The organism is Marinifilum fragile (genome assembly GCF_963677365.1).
Classification (GTDB): Bacteria; Bacteroidota; Bacteroidia; order Bacteroidales; family Marinifilaceae; genus Marinifilum; species Marinifilum fragile.
Genome location: NZ_OY781962.1, coordinates 2,074,482 through 2,095,906, shown reverse-complemented (window position 1 = coordinate 2,095,906; position 21,425 = coordinate 2,074,482). Strand labels below are relative to the sequence as shown.

Annotated in this window: 16 protein-coding genes; 10 read left to right on the top strand and 6 right to left on the bottom strand. The window is 34.9% G+C overall.

Annotated features, from left to right (window positions below; genetic code table 11):
* Positions 1 to 131: 131 nt before the first annotated feature.
* Entirely contained in the window at positions 132 to 1,859 is a 1,728-nt protein-coding gene (locus ACKPCA_RS08315; RefSeq protein ID WP_321282400.1) for a M23 family metallopeptidase, read from the bottom strand.
* Positions 1,860 to 1,994: 135 nt separating this feature from the next.
* Here ACKPCA_RS08315 and ACKPCA_RS08310 point away from each other — a divergent pair, with 135 nt between their 5' ends.
* The 3 genes from ACKPCA_RS08310 to rny all read left to right on the top strand — a co-directional run bounded on the left by ACKPCA_RS08310 (position 1,995) and on the right by rny (position 4,302).
* Positions 1,995 to 2,291, top strand: coding sequence for a hypothetical protein (locus ACKPCA_RS08310; protein WP_321282399.1), 297 nt, complete (start codon positions 1,995 to 1,997; stop codon positions 2,289 to 2,291).
* Between the two features lie 9 nt (positions 2,292 to 2,300).
* Positions 2,301 to 2,591 carry a cell division protein ZapA gene (locus ACKPCA_RS08305; protein WP_054720672.1) on the top strand — a complete coding sequence of 97 codons (291 nt, stop codon included), beginning with the start codon at positions 2,301 to 2,303 and terminating at the stop codon, positions 2,589 to 2,591.
* Positions 2,592 to 2,769: 178 nt separating this feature from the next.
* On the top strand, positions 2,770 to 4,302 hold the full coding sequence (gene rny / locus ACKPCA_RS08300) for a ribonuclease Y (protein ID WP_054720674.1): 1,533 nt from the start codon (positions 2,770 to 2,772) through the stop codon (positions 4,300 to 4,302).
* Between the two features lie 54 nt (positions 4,303 to 4,356).
* On the opposite strand, the gene ACKPCA_RS08295 is transcribed toward rny, so the two are convergent.
* A complete protein-coding gene (locus tag ACKPCA_RS08295) occupies positions 4,357 to 5,202 on the bottom strand; it encodes a transglutaminase family protein (protein WP_321282398.1) in 846 nt (281 codons plus the stop codon).
* 92 nt (positions 5,203 to 5,294) lie between these two features.
* Positions 5,295 to 6,167 carry a nucleoside phosphorylase gene (locus tag ACKPCA_RS08290; protein ID WP_321282397.1) on the bottom strand — a complete coding sequence of 291 codons (873 nt, stop codon included), beginning with the start codon at positions 6,165 to 6,167 and terminating at the stop codon, positions 5,295 to 5,297.
* Between the two features lie 190 nt (positions 6,168 to 6,357).
* On the opposite strand from ACKPCA_RS08290, the gene ACKPCA_RS08285 reads away from it, so the two are divergent.
* The 3 genes from ACKPCA_RS08285 to ACKPCA_RS08275 all read left to right on the top strand — a co-directional run bounded on the left by ACKPCA_RS08285 (position 6,358) and on the right by ACKPCA_RS08275 (position 10,498).
* Positions 6,358 to 7,170, top strand: coding sequence for a prohibitin family protein (locus ACKPCA_RS08285; protein WP_054720745.1), 813 nt, complete (start codon positions 6,358 to 6,360; stop codon positions 7,168 to 7,170).
* A gap of 238 nt (positions 7,171 to 7,408) precedes the next feature.
* Positions 7,409 to 9,838: a DUF5916 domain-containing protein gene (locus ACKPCA_RS08280; protein ID WP_321282396.1), complete on the top strand. Its 2,430-nt coding sequence runs from the start codon at positions 7,409 to 7,411 to the stop codon at positions 9,836 to 9,838.
* A 198-nt stretch (positions 9,839 to 10,036) separates the two neighbouring features.
* The gene (locus ACKPCA_RS08275) at positions 10,037 to 10,498 is read left to right on the top strand and encodes a DUF4293 domain-containing protein (protein ID WP_054720682.1); all 462 of its coding nucleotides are present in this window, start codon (positions 10,037 to 10,039) and stop codon (positions 10,496 to 10,498) included.
* A 303-nt stretch (positions 10,499 to 10,801) separates the two neighbouring features.
* Here the strand turns inward: ACKPCA_RS08275 and ACKPCA_RS08270 are convergent, their stop codons facing one another.
* Complete coding sequence (locus ACKPCA_RS08270) at positions 10,802 to 11,413, bottom strand: flavin reductase family protein (protein ID WP_321282394.1); 612 nt, start codon at positions 11,411 to 11,413, stop codon at positions 10,802 to 10,804.
* An 830-nt stretch (positions 11,414 to 12,243) separates the two neighbouring features.
* On the opposite strand from ACKPCA_RS08270, the gene ACKPCA_RS08265 reads away from it, so the two are divergent.
* On the top strand, positions 12,244 to 12,534 hold the full coding sequence (locus ACKPCA_RS08265) for a tetratricopeptide repeat protein (RefSeq protein ID WP_157471464.1): 291 nt from the start codon (positions 12,244 to 12,246) through the stop codon (positions 12,532 to 12,534).
* Between the two features lie 61 nt (positions 12,535 to 12,595).
* On the opposite strand, the gene ACKPCA_RS08260 is transcribed toward ACKPCA_RS08265, so the two are convergent.
* Together ACKPCA_RS08260 and ACKPCA_RS08255 are read right to left on the bottom strand one after the other, a co-directional pair.
* Complete coding sequence (locus tag ACKPCA_RS08260) at positions 12,596 to 13,735, bottom strand: MBL fold metallo-hydrolase (protein WP_321282392.1); 1,140 nt, start codon at positions 13,733 to 13,735, stop codon at positions 12,596 to 12,598.
* Between the two features lie 21 nt (positions 13,736 to 13,756).
* Positions 13,757 to 14,665, bottom strand: a complete 909-nt coding sequence (locus tag ACKPCA_RS08255) for a helix-turn-helix domain-containing protein (RefSeq protein ID WP_321282391.1) — start codon at positions 14,663 to 14,665, stop codon at positions 13,757 to 13,759.
* 926 nt (positions 14,666 to 15,591) lie between these two features.
* Here ACKPCA_RS08255 and ACKPCA_RS08250 point away from each other — a divergent pair.
* The 3 genes from ACKPCA_RS08250 (at position 15,592) to ACKPCA_RS08240 (ending at position 21,377) form a co-directional block, all read left to right on the top strand.
* Positions 15,592 to 17,958, top strand: a complete 2,367-nt coding sequence (locus ACKPCA_RS08250) for a GAF domain-containing protein (protein ID WP_321282390.1) — start codon at positions 15,592 to 15,594, stop codon at positions 17,956 to 17,958.
* A 24-nt stretch (positions 17,959 to 17,982) separates the two neighbouring features.
* Positions 17,983 to 20,187 carry a patatin-like phospholipase family protein gene (locus ACKPCA_RS08245; protein ID WP_321282389.1) on the top strand — a complete coding sequence of 735 codons (2,205 nt, stop codon included), beginning with the start codon at positions 17,983 to 17,985 and terminating at the stop codon, positions 20,185 to 20,187.
* 95 nt (positions 20,188 to 20,282) lie between these two features.
* Positions 20,283 to 21,377, top strand: coding sequence for a DUF6268 family outer membrane beta-barrel protein (locus ACKPCA_RS08240; protein ID WP_321282387.1), 1,095 nt, complete (start codon positions 20,283 to 20,285; stop codon positions 21,375 to 21,377).
* The last annotated feature ends 48 nt before the right edge of the window (positions 21,378 to 21,425 follow it).

The window sequence follows — 21,425 nt, the reverse complement described above, 5'->3', positions numbered from 1 at the left end:
GTGAATTTAATTGCGATAAAATTTTTCACGATTCTTACAAAAATAGAAAAAAAATACAAAGTTAAAGCTGATAAAAGTCTTTATCCGGAATGTCTCTCATTGTATTAATTTTAGGTGTTTTTTGGATTTGGTTACCAGAAAAAATCAGCTTGAAAATAGGCTTTGTTATTGAGTTTGTCAGTAACTTCTAGCTCTAACTTATGTTTGCGATTTGGTAATAATCTTTTCTTGTCGAATTTATAAAACAAGTGGTTGTTCTTAGCATCATACTCGAAAAGAACCCATTTTCCATCTATTGTTCCATTGTAACTTTTAATACCAGATAATTCATCTTCAATGGTAAAGGAAATTTTATCTTGAACTGATAAATTCTTTAATTTGAAGTTTGTTCTCGGCTTAATAGTTGGAGGAGTTGTATCCTGTACAATTGCAAAATCTCCAAAAACATTGGTTTTTGATTTTACCCATCCCTTAATGTAAGCACCACCAACATTTGAAATTTTATCAGGTTTCTCTATTGTAGCAATAAACAGCTTGTTTTCATTTTTGAATGTTCTGTTTGGTTTTATGGCAATGGTGTAATACTTGTGAACAGCTGTTGTTCTTTCATGTATTGAATGTATATCCGATAAGTAAGTAGAATCAGTTTTTTTGGAGTACGTAAATTTAACATCTGAATAAAACGAATTAGTTGGGAATTTTAGTTCCAACTCATCTTTTTTGAAAACATTTTCATTGGTACAAGATAATAACTGGTTGTAATCAGATTGTTTAAAAACTTGAGATGTTTCTTTCGCTTGTGCAAAAATTCTCAACTTAGCAAGGTTGTTTTTTGTATCATAAGCAAGAAAGTCAATTTTATATCTTGTTCCTGCTTTAAAATTATAAATTCCACTATTGCTAAAGTAATTGTACATGGAAAGTTTGTTGTTAGGTTCTTTAAAGCATTTATGAATTCTTCTTTTCTCCATAATGTTTAACGAATAGTCCATGTGAGAATTGATGTAACGTGACTCGTCGAATGAAAACTCTTTAAAAGAATAATCGGTTATTAAAGAATCATTAACCTTTACTTTCATTTTATAAATTCCGCATTTCCCCCAAGTATTGTCCAAATAGTCATTTACCTGAATTCCAAAGCCAATCTTTCCAGATAGAATAATTTTTGGATCTCCTTTTAGGTGATAAGCGTTGTTGTAATAAGTAACAGGAAATTTTTGTCGAGTATTTTTTCCATTTACACTACTTAAGGAATCAATTGGATACACATACAGGTTAAAAATTTTAGGAGGAGTAGTGTCTTTGATTTTAAATCCGAAAAGAAGTGGATTTAAAGGATGTTCAGATTTTGTATCTCTTATTTCGAAATGCAAATGAGGACCTGCCGAGGATCCCGTATTTCCAGAGATTGCAATTACTTCTCCTTTTTTTACCGGAAATCGATCTTTTTTTAAATTCAGGTCAAATTCAAAAGTGTTTTTACTGTATTGATGCGCCTTTACAAATTCATTAATGGTTTTATTAAAATCATCAAGGTGCCCATAAACAGAGGTGTAGCCATTTGGATGATCGATATAAATTGCCTTTCCATAACCTCCCGCAGAAATTTTGATTCTGCTTACAAAACCATCTGCGATCGCATACACTTTTTTGCCTGTTGTAAACGTTCGGATATCAATTCCAGAATGGAAATGGTTGTTTCGAAGTTCAGCAAAATTTCCTGATAGAGTAATGGTGAAATCTACAGGTGATCTAAAGTAATTTTTAGGATGATTTTTTTGCTGAGCAGAAAGTTGAACTGGAGAAAGAAAGGATAAGAATGATAAAAAGGTGATTATGTTTGTTTTAATATGCTTCATTTTCTTGTTGTGTTACTCTTGTGTTGTTCGTCAAAACTACAAAAAAAGCTTTTTTTTAGGAAGCTTAAGCCAAAATACAAACCAATAAATTTGATAATCTTCTCAGCAATGTTAATTTTGTAAAAGAAATTTAGAATGATGGATCAAGAATCAAACGAAATAATAATAAGTTTAAAACAACGTATTGACGAACTTATTTCGTTGTACAAGAAATCCAAGGAAGAAAAAGAGACTTTAATTCATGAGAAAATGGAACTTATGGAAAAAGTAGAAATTCTTTCGAGGGAAAAAAGTGAACTTGAACATCATTACGATACATTAAAGTTGGCCAAAACTCTATCTTCCAATAGTGAAGATTCGCATGAGGCTAAACTTAAAATAAACCGAATTGTGCGGGAGATTGATAAATGTATTGCTCTTTTGAACAGATAGAATTTGTTTATGGATAATAAACTTTCAATTAAAGTTAATGTTGCGGATAGAACTTATCCCTTGAATATTGATCGCAAACAAGAGGAGGTGATCAGAAAGGCCGCAAAAATGATTAACGAGAAAGTTATGCAGTACAAACAAAGATATAAAGATAAAGATACTCAGGATTTTCTGGCGATGGCTTCTTTGCAGTATGTGATTAAAGTGATTGAATTGGAAAATAAGGCAGATGTTGCACCAGTGTACAATGAATTGAAAGCAATGGAGCGCGAGCTGAGTGAATTTTTAGAAAAAGAGTAAAAACGTTCTTTAAATAGTAAAAGTAATAACCCGCATTATTTCTTGAACTTGTAACTTGTTAATATTATCAGATTCTCTTTTGATTTGGGGATCTTTTTAATATTATGAGTTTATTGGTTTAAGTGATGGTGCGGGTTATTTTTGTATATAAACTAGTATTGACTTAATATTCTATAATATGATTGAAATAATAATAGGAATTCTTGCCTTTGTTGTAGGTGGGATACTTGCATATTTTATATTGCAAAAAGCTCTTAAATCGAAGAGTGAAAAAATAATCCAGGAAGCTCAGGCAGAGGCTGAAGTGATTAAGAAGGACAAAATTCTTCAGGCTAAGGAGAAGTTTTTCCAATTAAAGACTGAGCATGAGAAGCAAATTAACTCTAAAAACAACAAGCTTTTAGCTGCCGAAAATAAAATCAAACAAAAGGAAAATACCTTAAATCAAAGAATTGATGATTTTCAGCGTAAGAAGAAAGAAACTGATGCGATTCGTGAGAATCTGAATCATCAAATTGATTTGGTTGAGAAAAAATCTGCAGAGCTTGAAAAAGCTAAAAAACAGCAAATTGAGCAACTGGAAGAGATTTCAGGAATGTCTGCAGAGGAAGCTAAAAACCAATTGATAGATTCGTTGAAAGAGGAGGCAAAGACTGAAGCGATGTCTTATGTGAATGAGATCATGGAAGAAGCGAAAATGTCTGCCAATATGGAAGCTAAAAAAGTTGTTGTAAAAACAATTCAAAGAGTAGCTACTGAAACTGCAATTGAAAATTCAGTGACTATTTTCCATATTGAATCTGATGAAATTAAAGGTAGAATTATTGGTCGTGAAGGTCGTAATATTCGCGCTCTTGAAGCAGCTACAGGTATTGAAATTATTGTAGATGATACGCCTGAAGCAATCGTTCTTTCTGGTTTCGATCCTGTTCGTAGAGAGATTGCAAGACTTGCATTGCACCAATTGGTAACCGATGGTCGTATTCACCCTGCAAGAATTGAGGAAGTTGTAAATAAAGTACGCAAACAAATCGAAGAAGAGATTATTGAGACAGGTAAACGTACTGCAATTGATTTGGGAATTCACGGATTACACCCAGAATTGATTCGTTTGGTTGGTAAAATGAAATATCGTTCATCTTACGGTCAGAACTTATTGCAGCATGCCAGAGAAACTGCAAACTTGTGTGCAATCATGGCAACAGAACTTGGATTAAATGCTAAACGAGCTAAAAGAGCTGGTTTGCTTCACGATATAGGTAAGGTACCAGATGATGAGCCAGAATTGCCACACGCAATTTTAGGTATGAAATTGGCTGAGAAATACAAAGAGAAACCAGATGTATGTAATGCGATTGGTGCTCACCACGATGAAATTGAGATGACATCAATGATTTCTCCAATTATTCAGGCTTGTGATGCGATTTCAGGTGCTCGTCCAGGAGCTCGTCGTGAGATTGTTGAATCTTACATCAAGCGTTTGAAAGATCTTGAGAACTTAGCATTATCACACCCGGGAGTACTTAAAACATATGCTATTCAGGCTGGTCGTGAGTTAAGAGTTATTGTTGGAAGTGATAAAGTATCAGATAAGGAAGCTGAAACATTATCATTGGATATTGCACAAAAAATTCAGGATGAAATGACTTATCCTGGTCAGGTTAAAATCACGGTAATTCGTGAAACACGTGCAATCAATTACGCTAAATAATAAAGCAAATAAATAGAAAAAGAAACCCGCTTCAAATTGAAGCGGGTTTTTTATTTATATGGATTTATATAGTTCTTTAAAGTTTGGTACGAGGGTAGTCAATTTAAGCTTTTTGTATACACTGATGTTGTGTTTTACCAGCCTTTTTATCAGACTTGAGTTATTGGTAGCTTTATAATACTTAGGCCGATTTACAATTTTCTTAGATTCGATAACGAACTGTAATTCTGCTCTGCCAAAAACTTTACCTCTGTCAATTGGGTTGATGTAGAAAAGAATCTCGTCTTTATTAGAGGCGTTTTTATCTACATAGCATAAAAGCACGCTGTCTGTAAGGTTTATTCCATAAACAGGAATTCCTAACTCTTGCGCAATACCTGCATAAATGATTGAAATAATAATATAATTGCCTTGTTTTTGCGACAGCACTGTACCGATGTCTCCATCCCAATTTGTAGGTTGATTGGGCGACAAAGCTTGGTAATTATAGATATTGTAGAAAAAATGATTGAGAATTTTAATTTTCTCCAGTGCTGTGAGATGGTCATTTAATTCCAACCACACATCCTTTTTAATTTTATCGATTTCCTTCCTAATTGAATCAGTAATTAGGTTGGGATTATAACTTTTGTTGACCAGAATGGCGCCTTCGATTAAATTCTGTGAATCGGTTTTACCCCAGGTGATTAATTCATTTTTTACATGAGTAAATTGAATTTTATTAATGACTTGTTCAAGTCTCTCCTGAAGCAAAGTACTTTTGGAATCCAACCAATAATCTTCGAGTTGAGGAATAGCAGAAACTGGCAAGTTAATCAACTCATTTTCGATTCTTTTATAGATTTCCGGTGTTGGATCATCCAATAAAGATAATAGAGCGGTGAGTTTATTCTCGTTCATAACTTAAGGTTTTGGCCCGAATAAATATAAGAAAACCCGTAAGTAAAAGCAATCTTACGGGTTATTTATTTGAAAATTAGGCCAAAACCAACTTAGCTCAGTCTGTCGAGAACAGTATTGATTAAGCGTTTTACTGTTGGCTTGTAATCTTTACTTGCATCTTTGGTTATTCGATTGGCAATAATAGCACAAACCGCAGCAGCATTGTGTCCCAGCATTTTCGACAATCCAAAAATAGCCGAACTTTCCATTTCATAATTGGTGATTTTTTGGCCTTTGAAATCGAACTTTTCAATCTTATCATTTAAATCAGGATCTAGAGTTTGTAAACGCAAAACTCTACCTTGGGGACCATAAAATCCATTTGCGGAGATGGTTACGCCTTGAATCATATCGTCTCCATCAAGCTGGTCGATAAGTTTTTTAGATGCAGGAACCACATAAGGAGAAGCCAATTTAGCATCCCAATTGACGAATTCTTTAAAAGATTTCTCGAAATCAAGATCTGAAACACTATCACGGTCAGCATAAAAATTTAGCATGCCGTCGAATCCAATGGATTTATTGGATAATAAGAATGAATCTACCGGTATGTTTCCTTGAAGCGCACCTGATGTTCCGATTCTTACCAAGTTAAGGCTTTTGTGTTCTGTTTTAGGTGTTCTGGTTTCCAAATCAATATTAACCAAAGCATCTAATTCGTTTACTACGATATCAATGTTATCGGTTCCAATACCGGTTGACAGTACAGAGAATCTTTTCCCTTTATAAGTTCCTGTTGTCGTAACAAATTCGCGATTAGAAATTGTGCATTCCACTTCATCAAAGAAGCTAGCAACCAATTCTACTCTTCCTGGGTCTCCCACTAAAATAACCGTATCGGCTAAATGTTCAGGACGAAGGTGTAAATGAAATACACTTCCGTCAGGATTAATAATTAGTTCTGATGATTTAATTTTTTCCATATTCAAAAAATTTGATAGCAAGGAGCCGAAACTATAGAAAATTTTTTAATCTACAAACTAACAAAATGTAATCTTTCGATTTCTTTGCTGTAAGTAGCAGCAACAAGTGTTTAAAATCAATTTTTATTATATTATTGTGCTATCTTTAAATGAAAATAGAATCATAAATAAAAATTATAAATACAAAATCATGAAGAAGCAACCCTATTTTTTAATTGTATTGGCATTTTTTGCTGTTATCCTAATTTTATCAGGATCCAGTATGTTTATTACTCTTCAGCCTGGTGAAAGAGGAGTGATTTTTAGAAAATTCTCTGGAGGATTGGATAAAGAAAATGTATTCATGCCTGGTTTTCATGTTATTGCTCCCTGGAACGATATACATGTTTACGATGTGAGAGAACAAAAAAGTGAAGAAACAATGGATGTTCTGGATAAGAATGGTTTATCGGTAAACATTGACGTTTCTGTTCGTTTTAATCCGGTTTATAATAAAATTGGCTATTTGCACGAGATCTTTGGTAAAGATTATATCAGCCAATTGGTAATTCCTGAGGTTCGTTCTTCGGTTCGACAAGTTGCAGGTAGATATACGGCAGAGGAGATTTATTCAACCAAAAGAAAAGAAGTTGAAGAAGCTATTATTTCTGAAACTTCTCAGGTTTTGAAGAATAATAATATTCAAATGAGAGCTCTTTTGATTCGTTCAATCAACTTACCAGAGAAAATTAAAGTTGCTATTGAGAGCAAATTGCAACAAGAGCAGGAAGCTTTGGCTTACCAGTTTAAATTAGAAAAGGAAAAAAGTGAAGCAGAAAGAAAAAGAATTGCTGCTGAAGGGGAAGCAAGAGCAAATAAGATCATCAACAGCAGTTTAACACCATCGCTTTTGAAAATGAGAGGTATTGAAGCAACCATTAAGTTGTCAGAATCTCCAAATTCTAAAGTGGTTGTTATTGGAAGTGGAAAAGAAGGAATGCCATTGATTTTAGGAAATAATTAACAGTTTTAGAAAAAAAGCTGAAAGCTATAATTGATAAATTTGAGTCGCTTGCGTTTGCAAGCGACTTTTTTTCGTTCGTACGCGTACAGCTATTGTCACGTGAGCGTTCACTTAAATTGTATAGAAAATAGTGCAAATTATTAATAATCAAAAAATAAAAAATGATGGCATGATAAGTGAAGTAACGCAAATGCTATTAAAACATTCAACCAACCATTAAAGAAAACTAAAATCAACCATGTTAAAACAAATTTTATCAACCTTATTAATTGTTATTCTGGTATTACCAAGTTTCGCCTTACAACCAAAGAAAGAAATTATGGCTATAAGAGTATCACAAAAACCTTTAATCGATGGAATCCTAGATGATTCTGTGTGGGAAGGTGTGCCTGTAGCTAAGAATTTTCGACAAATGGAACCTGATAACGGAGCAGCCTCAAATTACAAAACGGAAGTAAGATTTATTTATACCAACAATGCTATTATAGTTGGTGCTAAAATGTACGATCCAGAACCAGAGAAAATATTAAAAACACTAAGTAAAAGAGATGAAATAAATAATGCTGACTTTGTATCCTTAGTAGTGGATCCATTTAATTCGGGTTTAGATGCTTTTGAATTTATTGTTACAGCCTCAGGAGTTCAGTGGGATGCAAAGGTTGTAAAAAGTCGTGAGGATACCAGTTGGGATGCCGTTTGGAATAGTGCAACAAGCATTCATGAAGACGGATGGTCGGCAGAAATTGAAATTCCATATGCAGCTTTGCGATTCCCAAGTAAAGAAGTACAAGAGTGGGGCGTGAACTTTCTTCGAAATATTCAAAGAGATAGAGAAAAGACAAGTTGGAACTTTATTGACAAAGAAGAAGATGGATGGATCAATCAAAGCGGGATTCTTCGAGGAGTGAAAGATGTAGAACCTCCTGTCCGTTTGTCTTTTTCACCTTATTTTTCTGCTTACTACGATAAATTATCTGATGAATCGAAAGGGGAAACAAATTTTAGAGGAGGAATGGATTTAAAATATGGGATCAACGAAAGTTATACTTTGGATATGATGTTGATTCCGGATTTTGGCCAGGTACAATCGGATGATGAAGTATTGAATCTTTCACCTTTTGAGACAAAATTTTCAGAAAAGCGCCAGTTTTTTACCGAAGCAACTGAGCTTTTTAACAGAGGAGGTATTTTTTACTCCAGACGTATTGGAGGCAAACCTAAATATGCATATGATGTTTACGATAATCTGGGCGAGAATGAAATAGTTACCGATAATCCTGCAAAAGCAAAAATTATTAATGCTACAAAGGTTTCGGGCAGGAACGCAAAAGGATTGGGAATAGGTGTACTTAATGCGATGAATAGAAATACTTATGCCACAATTCAGGATACTGTTACAGGAGAATCGCGTAAGGAAAAAATTCAACCTTTTACCAATTACAATATGTTGGTGGTTGATAAGAGTATGAAAAATGAATCGTACGTAAGCTTATTCAATACCAATGTTCATATACCCGAAACGGATTATATTGCAAATGTTACTGGTACCGAATTCGATTTCCGAAATGAAGAAAGATCACACGATGTGAAAGGGAAGGTAATTGTTACTCAAAGATATCAGGATGAAGCCAATGATCAAATAGGATACATGCATGAGGTTCAGGTTGGGAAAATTCAAGGAAAATTTACCTGGAATTATTTTCACAGGCTAATGACCGATAAATACAATCCTAACGATTTGGGTTTCTTGTATCGTAACAATCAAATTAATAACAATTTGAATTTTTTCTACGATAATTTTGAGCCCAAAGGATCAGTTATTCAGCGCCATGCCAGGTTTCAAATTCATCATGAGGCCAGATATGAACCACGCAGATATGCAAGTATTTCGCTTTACTATAATGCCAGGCTAAAGTTTCACAATCATTTTGCGATGGGATTTTATGGAAATACTCGCCCAATGCACAGGTATGATTACGAGGAACCTCGTGTTTATGGAATGAAGTTGAGAAAAGGTTCATCAACTTCGGCTGGTTTTTGGATTTCAACAGATTATAGAAAAGCGCTTGCTTTGGATATAGATGCAAACTATGGTGTTCGTATGTCTACCGATGATCTTAAAACATTCAGATTAAAGGTTTCACCAAGATATCGTGTAAACGATAAACTGTTAATGGTTTATGAGACGGCTTGGAGTAGAAATTTGGATGAGCTTGGTTATGCAAGTTCAGAAACGAATATTAATGATTTTACCACTGTTTATATTGGAAATAGAAATACAGCCAGGTTAGAGAATAAATTCTCGGCCAATTATATTTTTAATAACAACACCTCTTTGAGTTTTAGAATGCGCCACTATTGGGCAAAAGCTGAATACAAGGATTTTTATACGCTAATGGACAATGGGAGAGTTGCCGACTCTGATTACAATGAAAACCACGATGTAAACTTCAACACATTTAATGTGGATATGGTGTACAATTGGCGATTTGCACCTGGTAGCGAGTTAGCCTTGGTTTGGAAGAGTTCCATACGTGATGCACAAGACGAAATCAGACATGGTTTCGTAGACAATTTGAAAGATACGTTTGACGCAACACAGCTTAATAGCTTTTCGGTCAAACTACTATATTATATCGACTACATGTCGTTAAAGAGAAAAGGTTAATGGTAAACCTGCTTAAATTTTACGGGCCTTAACTTTCCGTGAAAGCTTATGAGTTTAGTTTTGAAGGGTTTTAGGGGAACTTCTTCAAAAGCAATTTTTAAGTGTGATTAGTTAGTGTTAAGTAATGACGACAAAAGCAGCAAATGAAAGTTTGCTGCTTTTTAATTTAAAATTAAATTTGTACAAAAATTAAAAACTATGATACAAAGAATACAATCTTTATACCTGTTGGGGAGCTTTATTTTAATTGGGATCATGTTCTTTTTCCCGTTAGCTGAATTAATTGATACTGCAGGTCAAACTTATGAATTTTTGTACAGGGGAATTCCTGCGCTTACTGAAGGTGCTCCTGCAATATTTATTGCCTACCCGGTAGCAATTTTATTATCGGTGATTGCACTGGTAAGTTTAATTACCATTTTCTTGTTTAAAAAGCGAATGATTCAAATTCGCCTTACCATTTTTAATATGGTTTGTATGTTGGGTGCAATGGGATTAATTTACTACAGCATCAACAGCCAGGCAGGTGAATTAAATGCGATAGCAAGCTATAGCATTATCAATGCATTTCCTTTGGTAGCTTTAATCTTAAGTTACCTGGCATTAAGAGGAATTGGAAAAGATGAAGCAATGATTCGTTCAATGGATAGAATTAGATAATCCGAAACGATATAAACTGAAAATACCGGCTCTATAGGCCGGTATTTTTTTTGCACGCTTAGTGTGCGTAGCACCTTTTTAGTTTGCATTTTCAAGTTGAGTTTTTCCCTCTTAGGGAAAATGCCGATAGGCAAGAGGGTGATGAATAAAAGAAGACTTACCTTAAACACCCCTCTCCCTGTCGGGTCCCGATAGCTATCGCGGATCCCCTATAAAGGGAGAATTCTAAAATTAAACTTCTGAACTCAAAAATAAGTCTATAAATGCAGTCTTATTAGGAAAGGATATTATATGACTTTCTCCTTAGGCTTTCTTCACCTTCCCCTTTTTGCCTTTTATTTCTCTGGTCTTCTTTTTCATTACCGAGTGTCCGAATTGACCAATCAGTTTGCCCAGTTCAAAGTAATAACCATGCGAGTAGGCAATAGGACGAGCTTTGCTAAGCAAGAACTTTCCGTTTTTTTCATTGATGTATCTTTCATCAGCCTGTATGTTTACCACCTCGGCAATAAACATATCGTGAGAACCCAATTCTACAATGTTTTTCACCTTGCATTCAATACTCAATGGCGATTCTTCAATAATTGGTGCCGATATTTCTCTTGATGGAGCAGGAGTAAGCTTCATTTCTTCAAACTTATTGAAATCCTTTCCCGATTTAACCCCACACCAATCGGTAGCATATGCCAGGTCTTTGGTGGTTAAATTAATTACAAATTCTCCCGATTCCTTAATGATATTGTAGGAGTGTCTGTTCTTGCGTACCGAAATGTAACACATTGCAGGATCGCTGCAAATGGTTCCTGTCCAGGCAATGGTTATGATATTGTAATCTTCTGGTTTCGATCCACAACTAACCATTACAGCTGGTATAGGATAAACCATGGTTCCCGGTTTCCAATGTTGTTTTGCCATTATTGCTTTGCTTGATTTTAATAATATTTTAATTCGATATTGCCCTAATTATTATGCCGATTGATTTCTAAAGACGCAGTGAGAGAGTAACGAAGCAATGCGTTACTTTAGAAACAAATCGGTGTAGATTCGATGTACAAACTTACAAAATAGACACGACAGTACAATTTATGTACACACAGATGCAGTGATTCCAGGAGGAGTTTTTCTTGGAAAACAATGAAATGGAATGAATATTTTTTATTCTCAAAACTTTAAGGATGGGCAGAAGGCATTGAGAAAAAATAGATGACACAGTTTATTGAATAGACCCCACAGTTTATTGAAGGGAGCCTGAAGTGCTTCCGCACACTTAGGCAGCCTTCCGCACACCCAGGTACCCCTTCCGCACACAAGAAACTTGTTCCGCACACCCGGGTACCCCTTCCGCACGCTCGGGAAGAGCTTCCTCACGCAAAGGTACCCTCTCAGCACACTCAGGTACCCCTTCCGCACACCAAGAAATTTGTTCCGCACAGCCAGGCACCCCTTCCGCACACTTGGGAAGTGCTTCCGCACGCAGAGGTGGTCCTTCCGCACACATAAAGAGATATTGACATCCTGTGCGGAAGTACTCACATTGAGTGCGGAATGGATGAATTTGCGTGCATACAAGCAATGATTACTTTCGGAGGTTCTGAATTTTGTTGCAGAAGTACCTTTGCTGGTTGCCCATATAATGATGTTTAATAAACTGTGCTTACTTCTTGCTATATGCTTTGATTGGTGAAGGCTATTGCTTACATTTGCGCAATACTAAAGTAGATTTTATCAATCTGGAAAAGATAATTATGAGCACGGAAGTGGAAAAATTAATGGTGGAAGCTGCAGAATTGGCTAAAGCAGAAAAAATTGAAGCAGCAATAGAAAAATACAAATCTGTATTGGAGCTTGATGCGAAGAATATTGAAGCTCAGTTTCAAGTGGGTGAATTGTACCATCAAATTGGGAACCTACCAGAAGCATTAAGTGCCTACCTACATACTACCGATCTTGATTCTGAACACAAAAAAGCCAATGTTAAAATCGAGATGATCAAATCGATCATGGATTTCTTCAATCCGGATTTGTATAATCCTTGATTTTATAAAGAAAAAAGCTGTCCCAACAAGGAACAGCTTTAGTAAAATAGATTATTAGACTTTACTTACCTGCGATTTCTACCCACCATTCTGTAGATTGTGAAAAATCGTGTTGGTTCAGATTAATATTTTCTCCAATTCGGGGAGTTAGTATGCTAACCTCAAGTTCTTTGGCTTTTGCCTTAAATCGTTCCACAGGTTCTGTCCAGGCATGGTTTGCCAATCGGTACGAACCCCAATGGATTGGAATGACTCTTTTTGCCTTCACATCCAAACCAGCCTGAACCGATTCTTCGGGCATCATATGTACATCGGCCCAAAGTTTATTGTATTGTCCGCATTCCATCAAACCAATATCGAAAGGGCCATATTTTTCGCCAATCTCTTTAAAGTGTTCACCGTATCCGCCATCGCCACTAAAATAGATGCTCTTGTCTTTCCCTTTTAGCACCCACGAACCCCAGAGTGTTGACGATTGATCTGCCAACCCTCTGCCAGACATGTGGCGAGTTGGAGCAAAGGCAAATTGGATTTCATCAAAAGAACTTTCATCCCACCAATTGAATTCCTGAATCTTACTTTCATCAACTTTCCACGATTTTAGATGATTGCCAACACCAAGAGGAACGAAAAATCTATCAGTTTTGTCTTTTAGGTTCACAATGCTGTAATAATCCAAATGATCGTAATGATCATGAGAGATAAAAATTGCATCAACATGTGGAATGTCGATTAAATCGATTGGCATCTGGTTGTTGTATTTCTTTCTTCCAAAGAAGGAATGTGGACCGGTTTTTTCACTAAATACCGGGTCCAGCAAAATGGTTTTGCCATTTAGCCTGATCAGGAAAGAAGAGTGTCCCAACCAAATGACTTCGTTTATAGAATCTGCTTTTATCTCTAAATCATCAGACTTTAAACTGATAACCTCAACATTCGATTTTGGATTTACGTTAGGATCGGGACTTAGCATTTCGCGAAACATTTTAGAGAAAGAGCGCATGCTCATTTCCATTTCAATCTTCTCACGATTAATGAATTTCCCATCCTTATAGTTTGGCAGCAGAGCATAGGCTTTTTTCTGTGCAGCATTTGCTCTTCGCCCAAATTGTGGGCTTACATAAATAAATGAAACTCCAATAATACAGGTAATCAACAATAATATTCCTAATCCTATCCCCATCTTTTTCAATCTTTTCATTCTTATTTTCTTCGTGCAACTCTAATTCAAGTTGCGGTACTCTACCGGCGACAAACCAGTTTTCGATTTAAAAATTTTACTAAAATACTGTGGGTATTCAAAGCCTAGTTCATTGGCTATCTCGCTAATCGAGTTGGTAGTACTCAGTAATTTAGTTTTGGCTTTCTCGATTAATCGATAATGAATGTGTTCCTGAACGCTTTTGCCACTTTCTTTCTTAATTAGGTCGCTCAAATAATTCGGCGAGAAATTCAATTGTTCGGCACAATATTTAACCGTTGGAATGCCAAATTGTTCTGCCTTATCGGTATTAAAGTAATCTTTCAATAAGCTTTCCAGTTGGCTTAAAATGTCCTTATTATAAGAGCTTCTTGTAATAAACTGTCGGCCATAATATCTGTTGCAATAGTTTAAAAATAGTTCCAGGCTCGATAGAATTACATCATTGCTAAAATTATCAAGATTGGCACTGTATTCATCTTTAATTCTTTCTAACAGTTCCGAAAGGTTTTTCTTTTCCTGATCAGATAAGTGAAGTGCTTCGTTCACTTCGTAAGAGAAAAAAGTAAATTCCTGAATCTTTTTTGCAAGAGCGCTTTTGCGAATTAAATCAGGATGAAAGAACAATCCCCATCCCGAATATTCTTCAGACTCATCTACGCTCTCTTTGGTAATCACCTGGTCTGGTGCCATACAGAATAGCGTTCCTTCCTGAAAATCATATGTTTTTCGTCCATATCTTAAATGTCCACAATTGGCACTTTTCAGCATGACCGAATACAAGGAGGAAACCACTTTAACATTACTTCCTAAATTTATTGGTTCAACCTTCGAAAAATCTACAATAGAAATTAATGGGTGCTGAGGCTTCTCAAATCCCATTATATCATGAAGTTCCGATATGGTTTTGATATTTATAATATCGCTCATTTTATTAATGTTTTGTCTTAATATAGTCAGATAATTGGAAACTATTCCCCATCGAATTGTTAATTCTTACCGATAATCGATGGTGAATTTTACCCACTACAAAATTTGCTAATTATTGTAATTTCAAAGTTACGCATCGCAATGTTTGGAGATTTATACGAATTACTGAGGCTTGTATACAAATTACTGATTGTGTATAAATGTGAGAATCGATACATACAAAAAAAGAAATTTCCGGCAATAAGCTTTAAAACCTAAGCCAATAATTATTGAAGGAAAGGCACAATTTTGAGCAAAAATAAGGGGCGTTTACCTATGTGTATGCTATTAAGCTTTATGCTTGAATTTTAAATTGATTTCTGGATAAGCTAAAAAAAACAAAAAAAAATAATTCCATTTGTCACCCCATTTTTAAATAAAGTTGTTATAGGTATGATTAAAGAGAAAAATTGTTTATCCAGTTGGGCCACAGGCCTGTTTTTTCATAGATAAAAAACCTCGAGATGTAGAACTCGGGGTTTTTTGATTTCTGCTTTCATTGAAGAGTGAATTGTAATAGGAGATTTATTGTTGCAGTTTCCTTCACCATAAATGCAGTTCGAGACTCTATTTATTTTGCCTAAAATAATCGTAAAAAGCTTGAATTGGCAATTCAATCATTCGATATAAAATCAAGTGAAAAGTATCACGGGAAATTCATATCCGTTATTACCCCTCTTAAAGTATATTTGGAATAATAAAACTGAACAAAGGGTTTAGAGTTAAGAGGATAGATACAATGGGGTTTCTATTCGCATTTTTGTATCTTAGAACAGAAGATGTTAAAAATGGTTTAATTGTATTGCTGAATGACGCTTTTGTCTTTTACAGGGATTTAAAAAGAACTACTTTAGTAGTTTGAAAATCGGGGAAATATATAAAATATTATGAAACTGGATCGGTTAAAGCTTAACATAGAGGAAGTTCCGTTTAAGAAAACGCTGAGTTTTGTTCCATTAATTAACAAGTTAAAAGAACAAAAAAAAATAAATGGGAGTCTTGATATCCAAGGTGAGGCTATTCTAAAGTTAGTAGAGGAGAAGCCTGAATTGGCAAGGGCAGATTTTGATGTAAATGATGTTGAGAAATTTAAAGATGAGATTCATGTTTTAATGGGGTATTTCTTTACTCCGGTTCAATATCGTGAAGACATTGGGGTTGTTGCTACACCTTTTGATGATCAGAACTTTTATTTTACCCCTAAGTACCTGGAATTATATGGAAATGAGAACTTGATCGTTGAAATGGTTGAGCAAAAAGATCAGGACAAGTGTTTTAAGACATTTGGGATGCTGTTTTATGCTTATTCTATGATTCTAAAGCGATATTATAATTTCGAGTTGGGGCTTGGATATCTTTTCATGTATAAGGTGACGGATAAGCTCAACGATCTGGTAAAATATTATAAACTTGAGATTGAGAAGTCTTGTATTGATATTACCTATACTGGCAAACTACCTAAGCTTAGTGAAGAGCAGTTGCATAAAATGATTAATAATCCTTTGGATATGGATTTTTGGCTGGAAACTTTACCGTTGGATCAGTTTAAATTCTCAGGATTTTTACCATTTCGATATGTTGATATCAGTCAGATAGAAGTGATTTCGTCCCTTAAATCTCAATTGTTGGAGAAATCTTCAATTATCAACAGAAATAATTTTAATCAATTAGAACAAAATATCAGATCTCTTCTTGAATTGCCCAATCTTAAATTAGGGATCATTGCGTTTGGGATGAACCAAGGAAGTGTTGAAAATCCATCTGATTTTTGGCATGGATTTTTGAGTGCAGACCGTTTTAAATGCGAAGATTACAGGAAAACCATTTATGAACAAGCTGGGGAGCAAGGGAGTCCAATACTTATCAATGATCTTTCTAAAAGAGAGAATCCGAATGAGGTAGAGAAAGCCTTACTTGATGAGGGTATTAGAAACATAGCAGTTGTGCCTCTCTATAATGAAGATGAGATGGTTGGAGTAATGGAATTGGGCTCTAACAAGGCGTATGATATTACCTTTTCCAAGTTGCGTATTATTAAGGATATCATTCCTGTATTTTCGATTGCAATACAACGAACCAGTGAAGAATTGCAAAATAAGATAGAAGCTATAATTAAAGAAGAGTGTACTGCTTTACATCCAAGTGTGGAGTGGAGATTTACTCAGGCAGCTTCGAATATGTTGTTGAAGAAAGGGAAGGGGGAATCTGCTAAAATGGAAGAAATCGTTTTCCCAAATGTTTACCCTCTATATGGAGCGATTGATGTAAGACATTCATCAGTAATCCGAAATCAAACCATTCAGGATGATTTATTGGAGCAGTTGGAACTGATACGGAATGTCGTTTCAAGTGTGAATGCCATAAATAGTATGCCAATATACGATCAGTTAATTTATAAAATTGACTATTTCAAAGACGGCATTAAAAAGGGCTTATCATCAGGAGATGAAATGAATGTGTTGAATTTTATCAGATATGAGGTTGAGCCACTATTTCCTCATTTTAAGGAAAATGGAGAGGAAGTAATTCTTGCCATAGATAATTACAAGAAAAATATTAATCAGGGATTAAATCTGGTTTACAAAAGAAGGAAAGATTTTGAGGACAGTTTGGGTCTGATTAATGATTGTGTAACAAGTTATCTGGAACAGGAAGAAGAAAAAGCTCAGGCAATGTTTCCTCACTATTTTGAAAAATACAGAACGGATGGAGTTGAGCACAATATTTATATTGGGGAAAGTATAGCTAATAATTTAAATTTTGATAGAATTTATCTTAAGAATTTGAGATTGTGGCAACTTATTGTAAGTGCTGAACTGGCGAGAAAAACTGAAGCTTTAAAAAAATCTCTGCCAATACCAATGGATACAACAGGATTGATTTTGGTTCATAGTCAGCCTTTGGCAATACGTTTCCGTCAGGATGAGAAGAAATTTGATGTGGATGGCGCTTACAATATTCGTTATGAAATTGTGAAGAAGAGAATTGATAAGGCTAAAATTAAAGGAACCAATGAGCGATTAACCCAACCGGGGATGTTGGCTATAATTTTTAGTCAGGAAAAAGAAATAGCGGAATATCAGAGATATTTGGAGTATTTGATTTCAGCTGGCTATTTTGAAGACCAAATAGAGTATCATACCTTGGAAGATTTACAAGGTGTATATGGTTTAAGAGCAATTCGAGTTAAGGTGAAGAACGGGAAAGAGAAGGATGTATTGAAGCTTGCGGAAGATTTAAAAATTGAAAATTAAAATCAAATTGAACAAAATAACAGAATGAAACATTCATTACTATTAATCCTTTTTATATCTCTGAATTTTATATCATCAGCTAAATTTAAAACTGATACGCTCGAAAATAAAAAAAGACCAAAAATAGGTTTGGTACTAAGTGGTGGGGGGGCCAAAGGATTTGCTCATGTTGGTGTATTAAAAATTATCGATGAATTAGAAATCCCTATTGATTACATTGCGGGTACGAGTATGGGAAGTATTATTGGTGGTTTTTATGCAATAGGATACTCGGCCAACCAAATTGAAGAAATGATCATTAGTCAGAATTGGGATCAATTGCTTGCTGATGAAATTTCTCGTAAATATGTTCCATTTCACGAAAAACAGAACTATGAACGCCATGTTTTATCTTTTCCGATAAGACCCAAAGGGATAGAACTACCAAGTGGGATTGTAAAAGGCCAGAATGTTATTAATTTGTTTGAGAGACTATCGATTGACTATCATGATGTAACAGACTTTAAGAAGCTTCCAATCCCTTTTGTTTGTGTAGCAACTGATATTGAAACGGGAGAAGCCGTAACTCTTGATAAGGGTTATCTTCCAGAGGCCATGAGAGCTAGTATGGCCATACCAACAGTTTTTTCACCAATTGAAATTGATGGGCGATTATTGGTTGATGGTGGAATGGTTAATAATTTTCCGGTAAAGGAAGTAATTGATATGGGAGCCGATATTGTTATTGGCGTTGATGTGCAATCCGGACCAAAATCAAAGGAGGAATTGAAATCATTTCTTGATATTATCAATCAAACCGTGTCTTTAATGGCTTTGAATGAATTTAAAAAGAACATCGATTTTGTAGATGTTTATATTAAGCCTAACATTAACAATTATTCTGTTGGAAGTTTTAATGCAGCAGATTCTCTAATTCATAAGGGAGAGGAGGCAGGAAGGAAATTTTACTCTGAACTAAAAGAGTTAAAAGAAAAATATCAACTTAAAAAGAAAAAAATAAAGCAATATAAGCCACCTGCTGATTCCACAACTTACTATGTGAAAAATATTGAGTATGAGGGATTGAATGATGTAAGCAAGGCATTGTTATCAGGTAAGTTTAATTTGGATGTTCCTGGCGAGATAAGTTTAAGTCAGCTGAAGCAAGGCATTAATTGGGGGTATGGGAGTAAGTATTTTGACCAGGTAGATTTTAGGTTGCTTGGGAATAAGGCAAAAACTCTTCAGGTAAGAGTAAAAGAACGTACAACTAAAAGATTCAATGTAGGACTTAGGTATGATTCGGATAATCAAGCAGGAGTGCTTCTTAATACTACTTTTCGCAATAAACTAAGAAGCGGTTCTCATTTATCATTTGATTTGAAACTTTCAGAAACCCCAAGATTTGTAACTACTTATGCAATTGATAATGGGTTAAAACCGGGAATTACGCTGCAGGCTGAATACAATGACTGGAATGTAAATGCCTACGAAGATTGGGAACAGATTGGAAACTTTGATCTGGACTATGTGAAGTTAGACTTCAAAATTCATTCGATTTTAAGGGAATCCTATTCTGTTGGTATTGGGGCTAAAGTGGAATATTATAATGTGAAATCAACTTTCACATTGCCTGGATTAGAGAGTGGTAATGCTGAAGATTACTTCTTTTCCTATTATACCCTATTGAGATTAGACTCTCATGAAAAGGCATATTATCCGAAGAGAGGAATTAGTCTATATGGAGAATATAAACTGGTTACAAATAATGGAGCAAGTTTAGATGGAATGGAAAGACCAGCATCCATTGCTTATTTAAAAGTTCAGAAAGCAATTAGTATTACGGACAAATTTACGGTTTATCCAAAGTTTTATGGACGAGTGATTTGGGGTAAAAATATTCCTGACTTCTTTATGACATATACAGGAGGTATTGACCAAACAGATTATTTTGATATTCAAATGCCGTTTGTTGGTTTAGAAAGAATGGAAGTTGCATCTACAAATTCTTTTGTGTTTCGTGGCGATTTTCAATATGAGTTATTTAAAAATAACTATCTGATATTTAAAGCAAATGTTGGTAAAATTACCGAAGATGTAAATGAATCATTAAGTACAGGTGAATGGATTCGCGGACTTGGTGTAACCTATTCGTATAACAGTCTTATTGGGCCAATGGAATTTTCATTGATGTATTCCAATAAAAAGGATAAGGTGTTGAATTATGTGAGTCTTGGCTACTGGTTTTAATATTATGGGAATTACAACAAATCAATTATAATCGTGTTTTGAATCAAAGTGTTAGTTGTTTTTCATTAATGCATTAAGCAAAAAAAGATACACCTATGAGTTTGAGGAAACTAATTGTATTTCTATCATTAATAATTATGGGGAATTGTGTTTCTGCACAGTTGTATTCGGATTCAACCCATTATGACTGGAACCCTAGTGTTGTTGGTAGTGGACCTGTTCGAGGATTTGAGGCATCCTATACTGGAGTTACAGGCTTTGATGTGGGATCTAAATCAGAAATTTATGGTGATGGGAAGGCCAAAATTGATTACAATCGAATATTTAAAACCAAATTGCGTTTCCCGATTTTAATAAAAAAGAATCTGAAAATGGCTGGGAGTATTGAGTATAGCGATGAAGAAATTCATTTTCAAAATAGTGAAAATATAAGCTATCCATTTTATCGGAGCTTAAATGATAAAAACATGAAGAGCTTAGGAGGTAGTTTGTACCTTATGACTCAATGGAAAAGGAACAGGTATTTTATGCTTCGTTTTAATGCGAAGTTAAAAGGGGACTACTGGAAAGAACACATTGGAGAAGTTAGCAAATACACATTCTTAAAAATGGAAGTTTCTCCTGTGATTGGATGGAAGGTTAATAAGTATAAATCTTGGGGAGTGGGGCTTGCATTTTCATATACTTTTGGCGATCCTCTGGTTTTTCCAATTTTTGCTTACAATCATACTTTTGCTGATAAATGGGGAGTTGTAGCTTTTCTGCCTGCAAAGATTAAACTAAGATATCAGCCTTCGGAACTTTGTTTTATCAGTGCTAAAACTTACCTAAAAGGAGGAAGTTACAGTATGCATTTTGATAAACAAGCTCAAAGTGAGGAAATGTTGAACCCAGATAATCCTGCATTGAGTGATTTTAAAACCTTAGAATTTCGTAGATCGGATGTGAATTTTTCTCTTGAAATAGAAAAAGGAATTACGGATTGGCTATGGTTTTCTTTTGAAGGAGGATACAGAAGTAATATCAATTTCGATGTTACAAATAAGAATAGCACGCTTAGCTTTTCAGGAAGTAAATTCACCAATAAGGATAAAATCATTGATTCCTATGCCAAAGGAGGGATGTTTTACAATCTTACTTTGTTTATTGTTCCGTCAAAATCGCTGTTGAAAAAAATTGGGCTTGAATAAAGAAGGCAATACTCCGTAGAATATTGCCTTTGTATCCAAACTAATAAT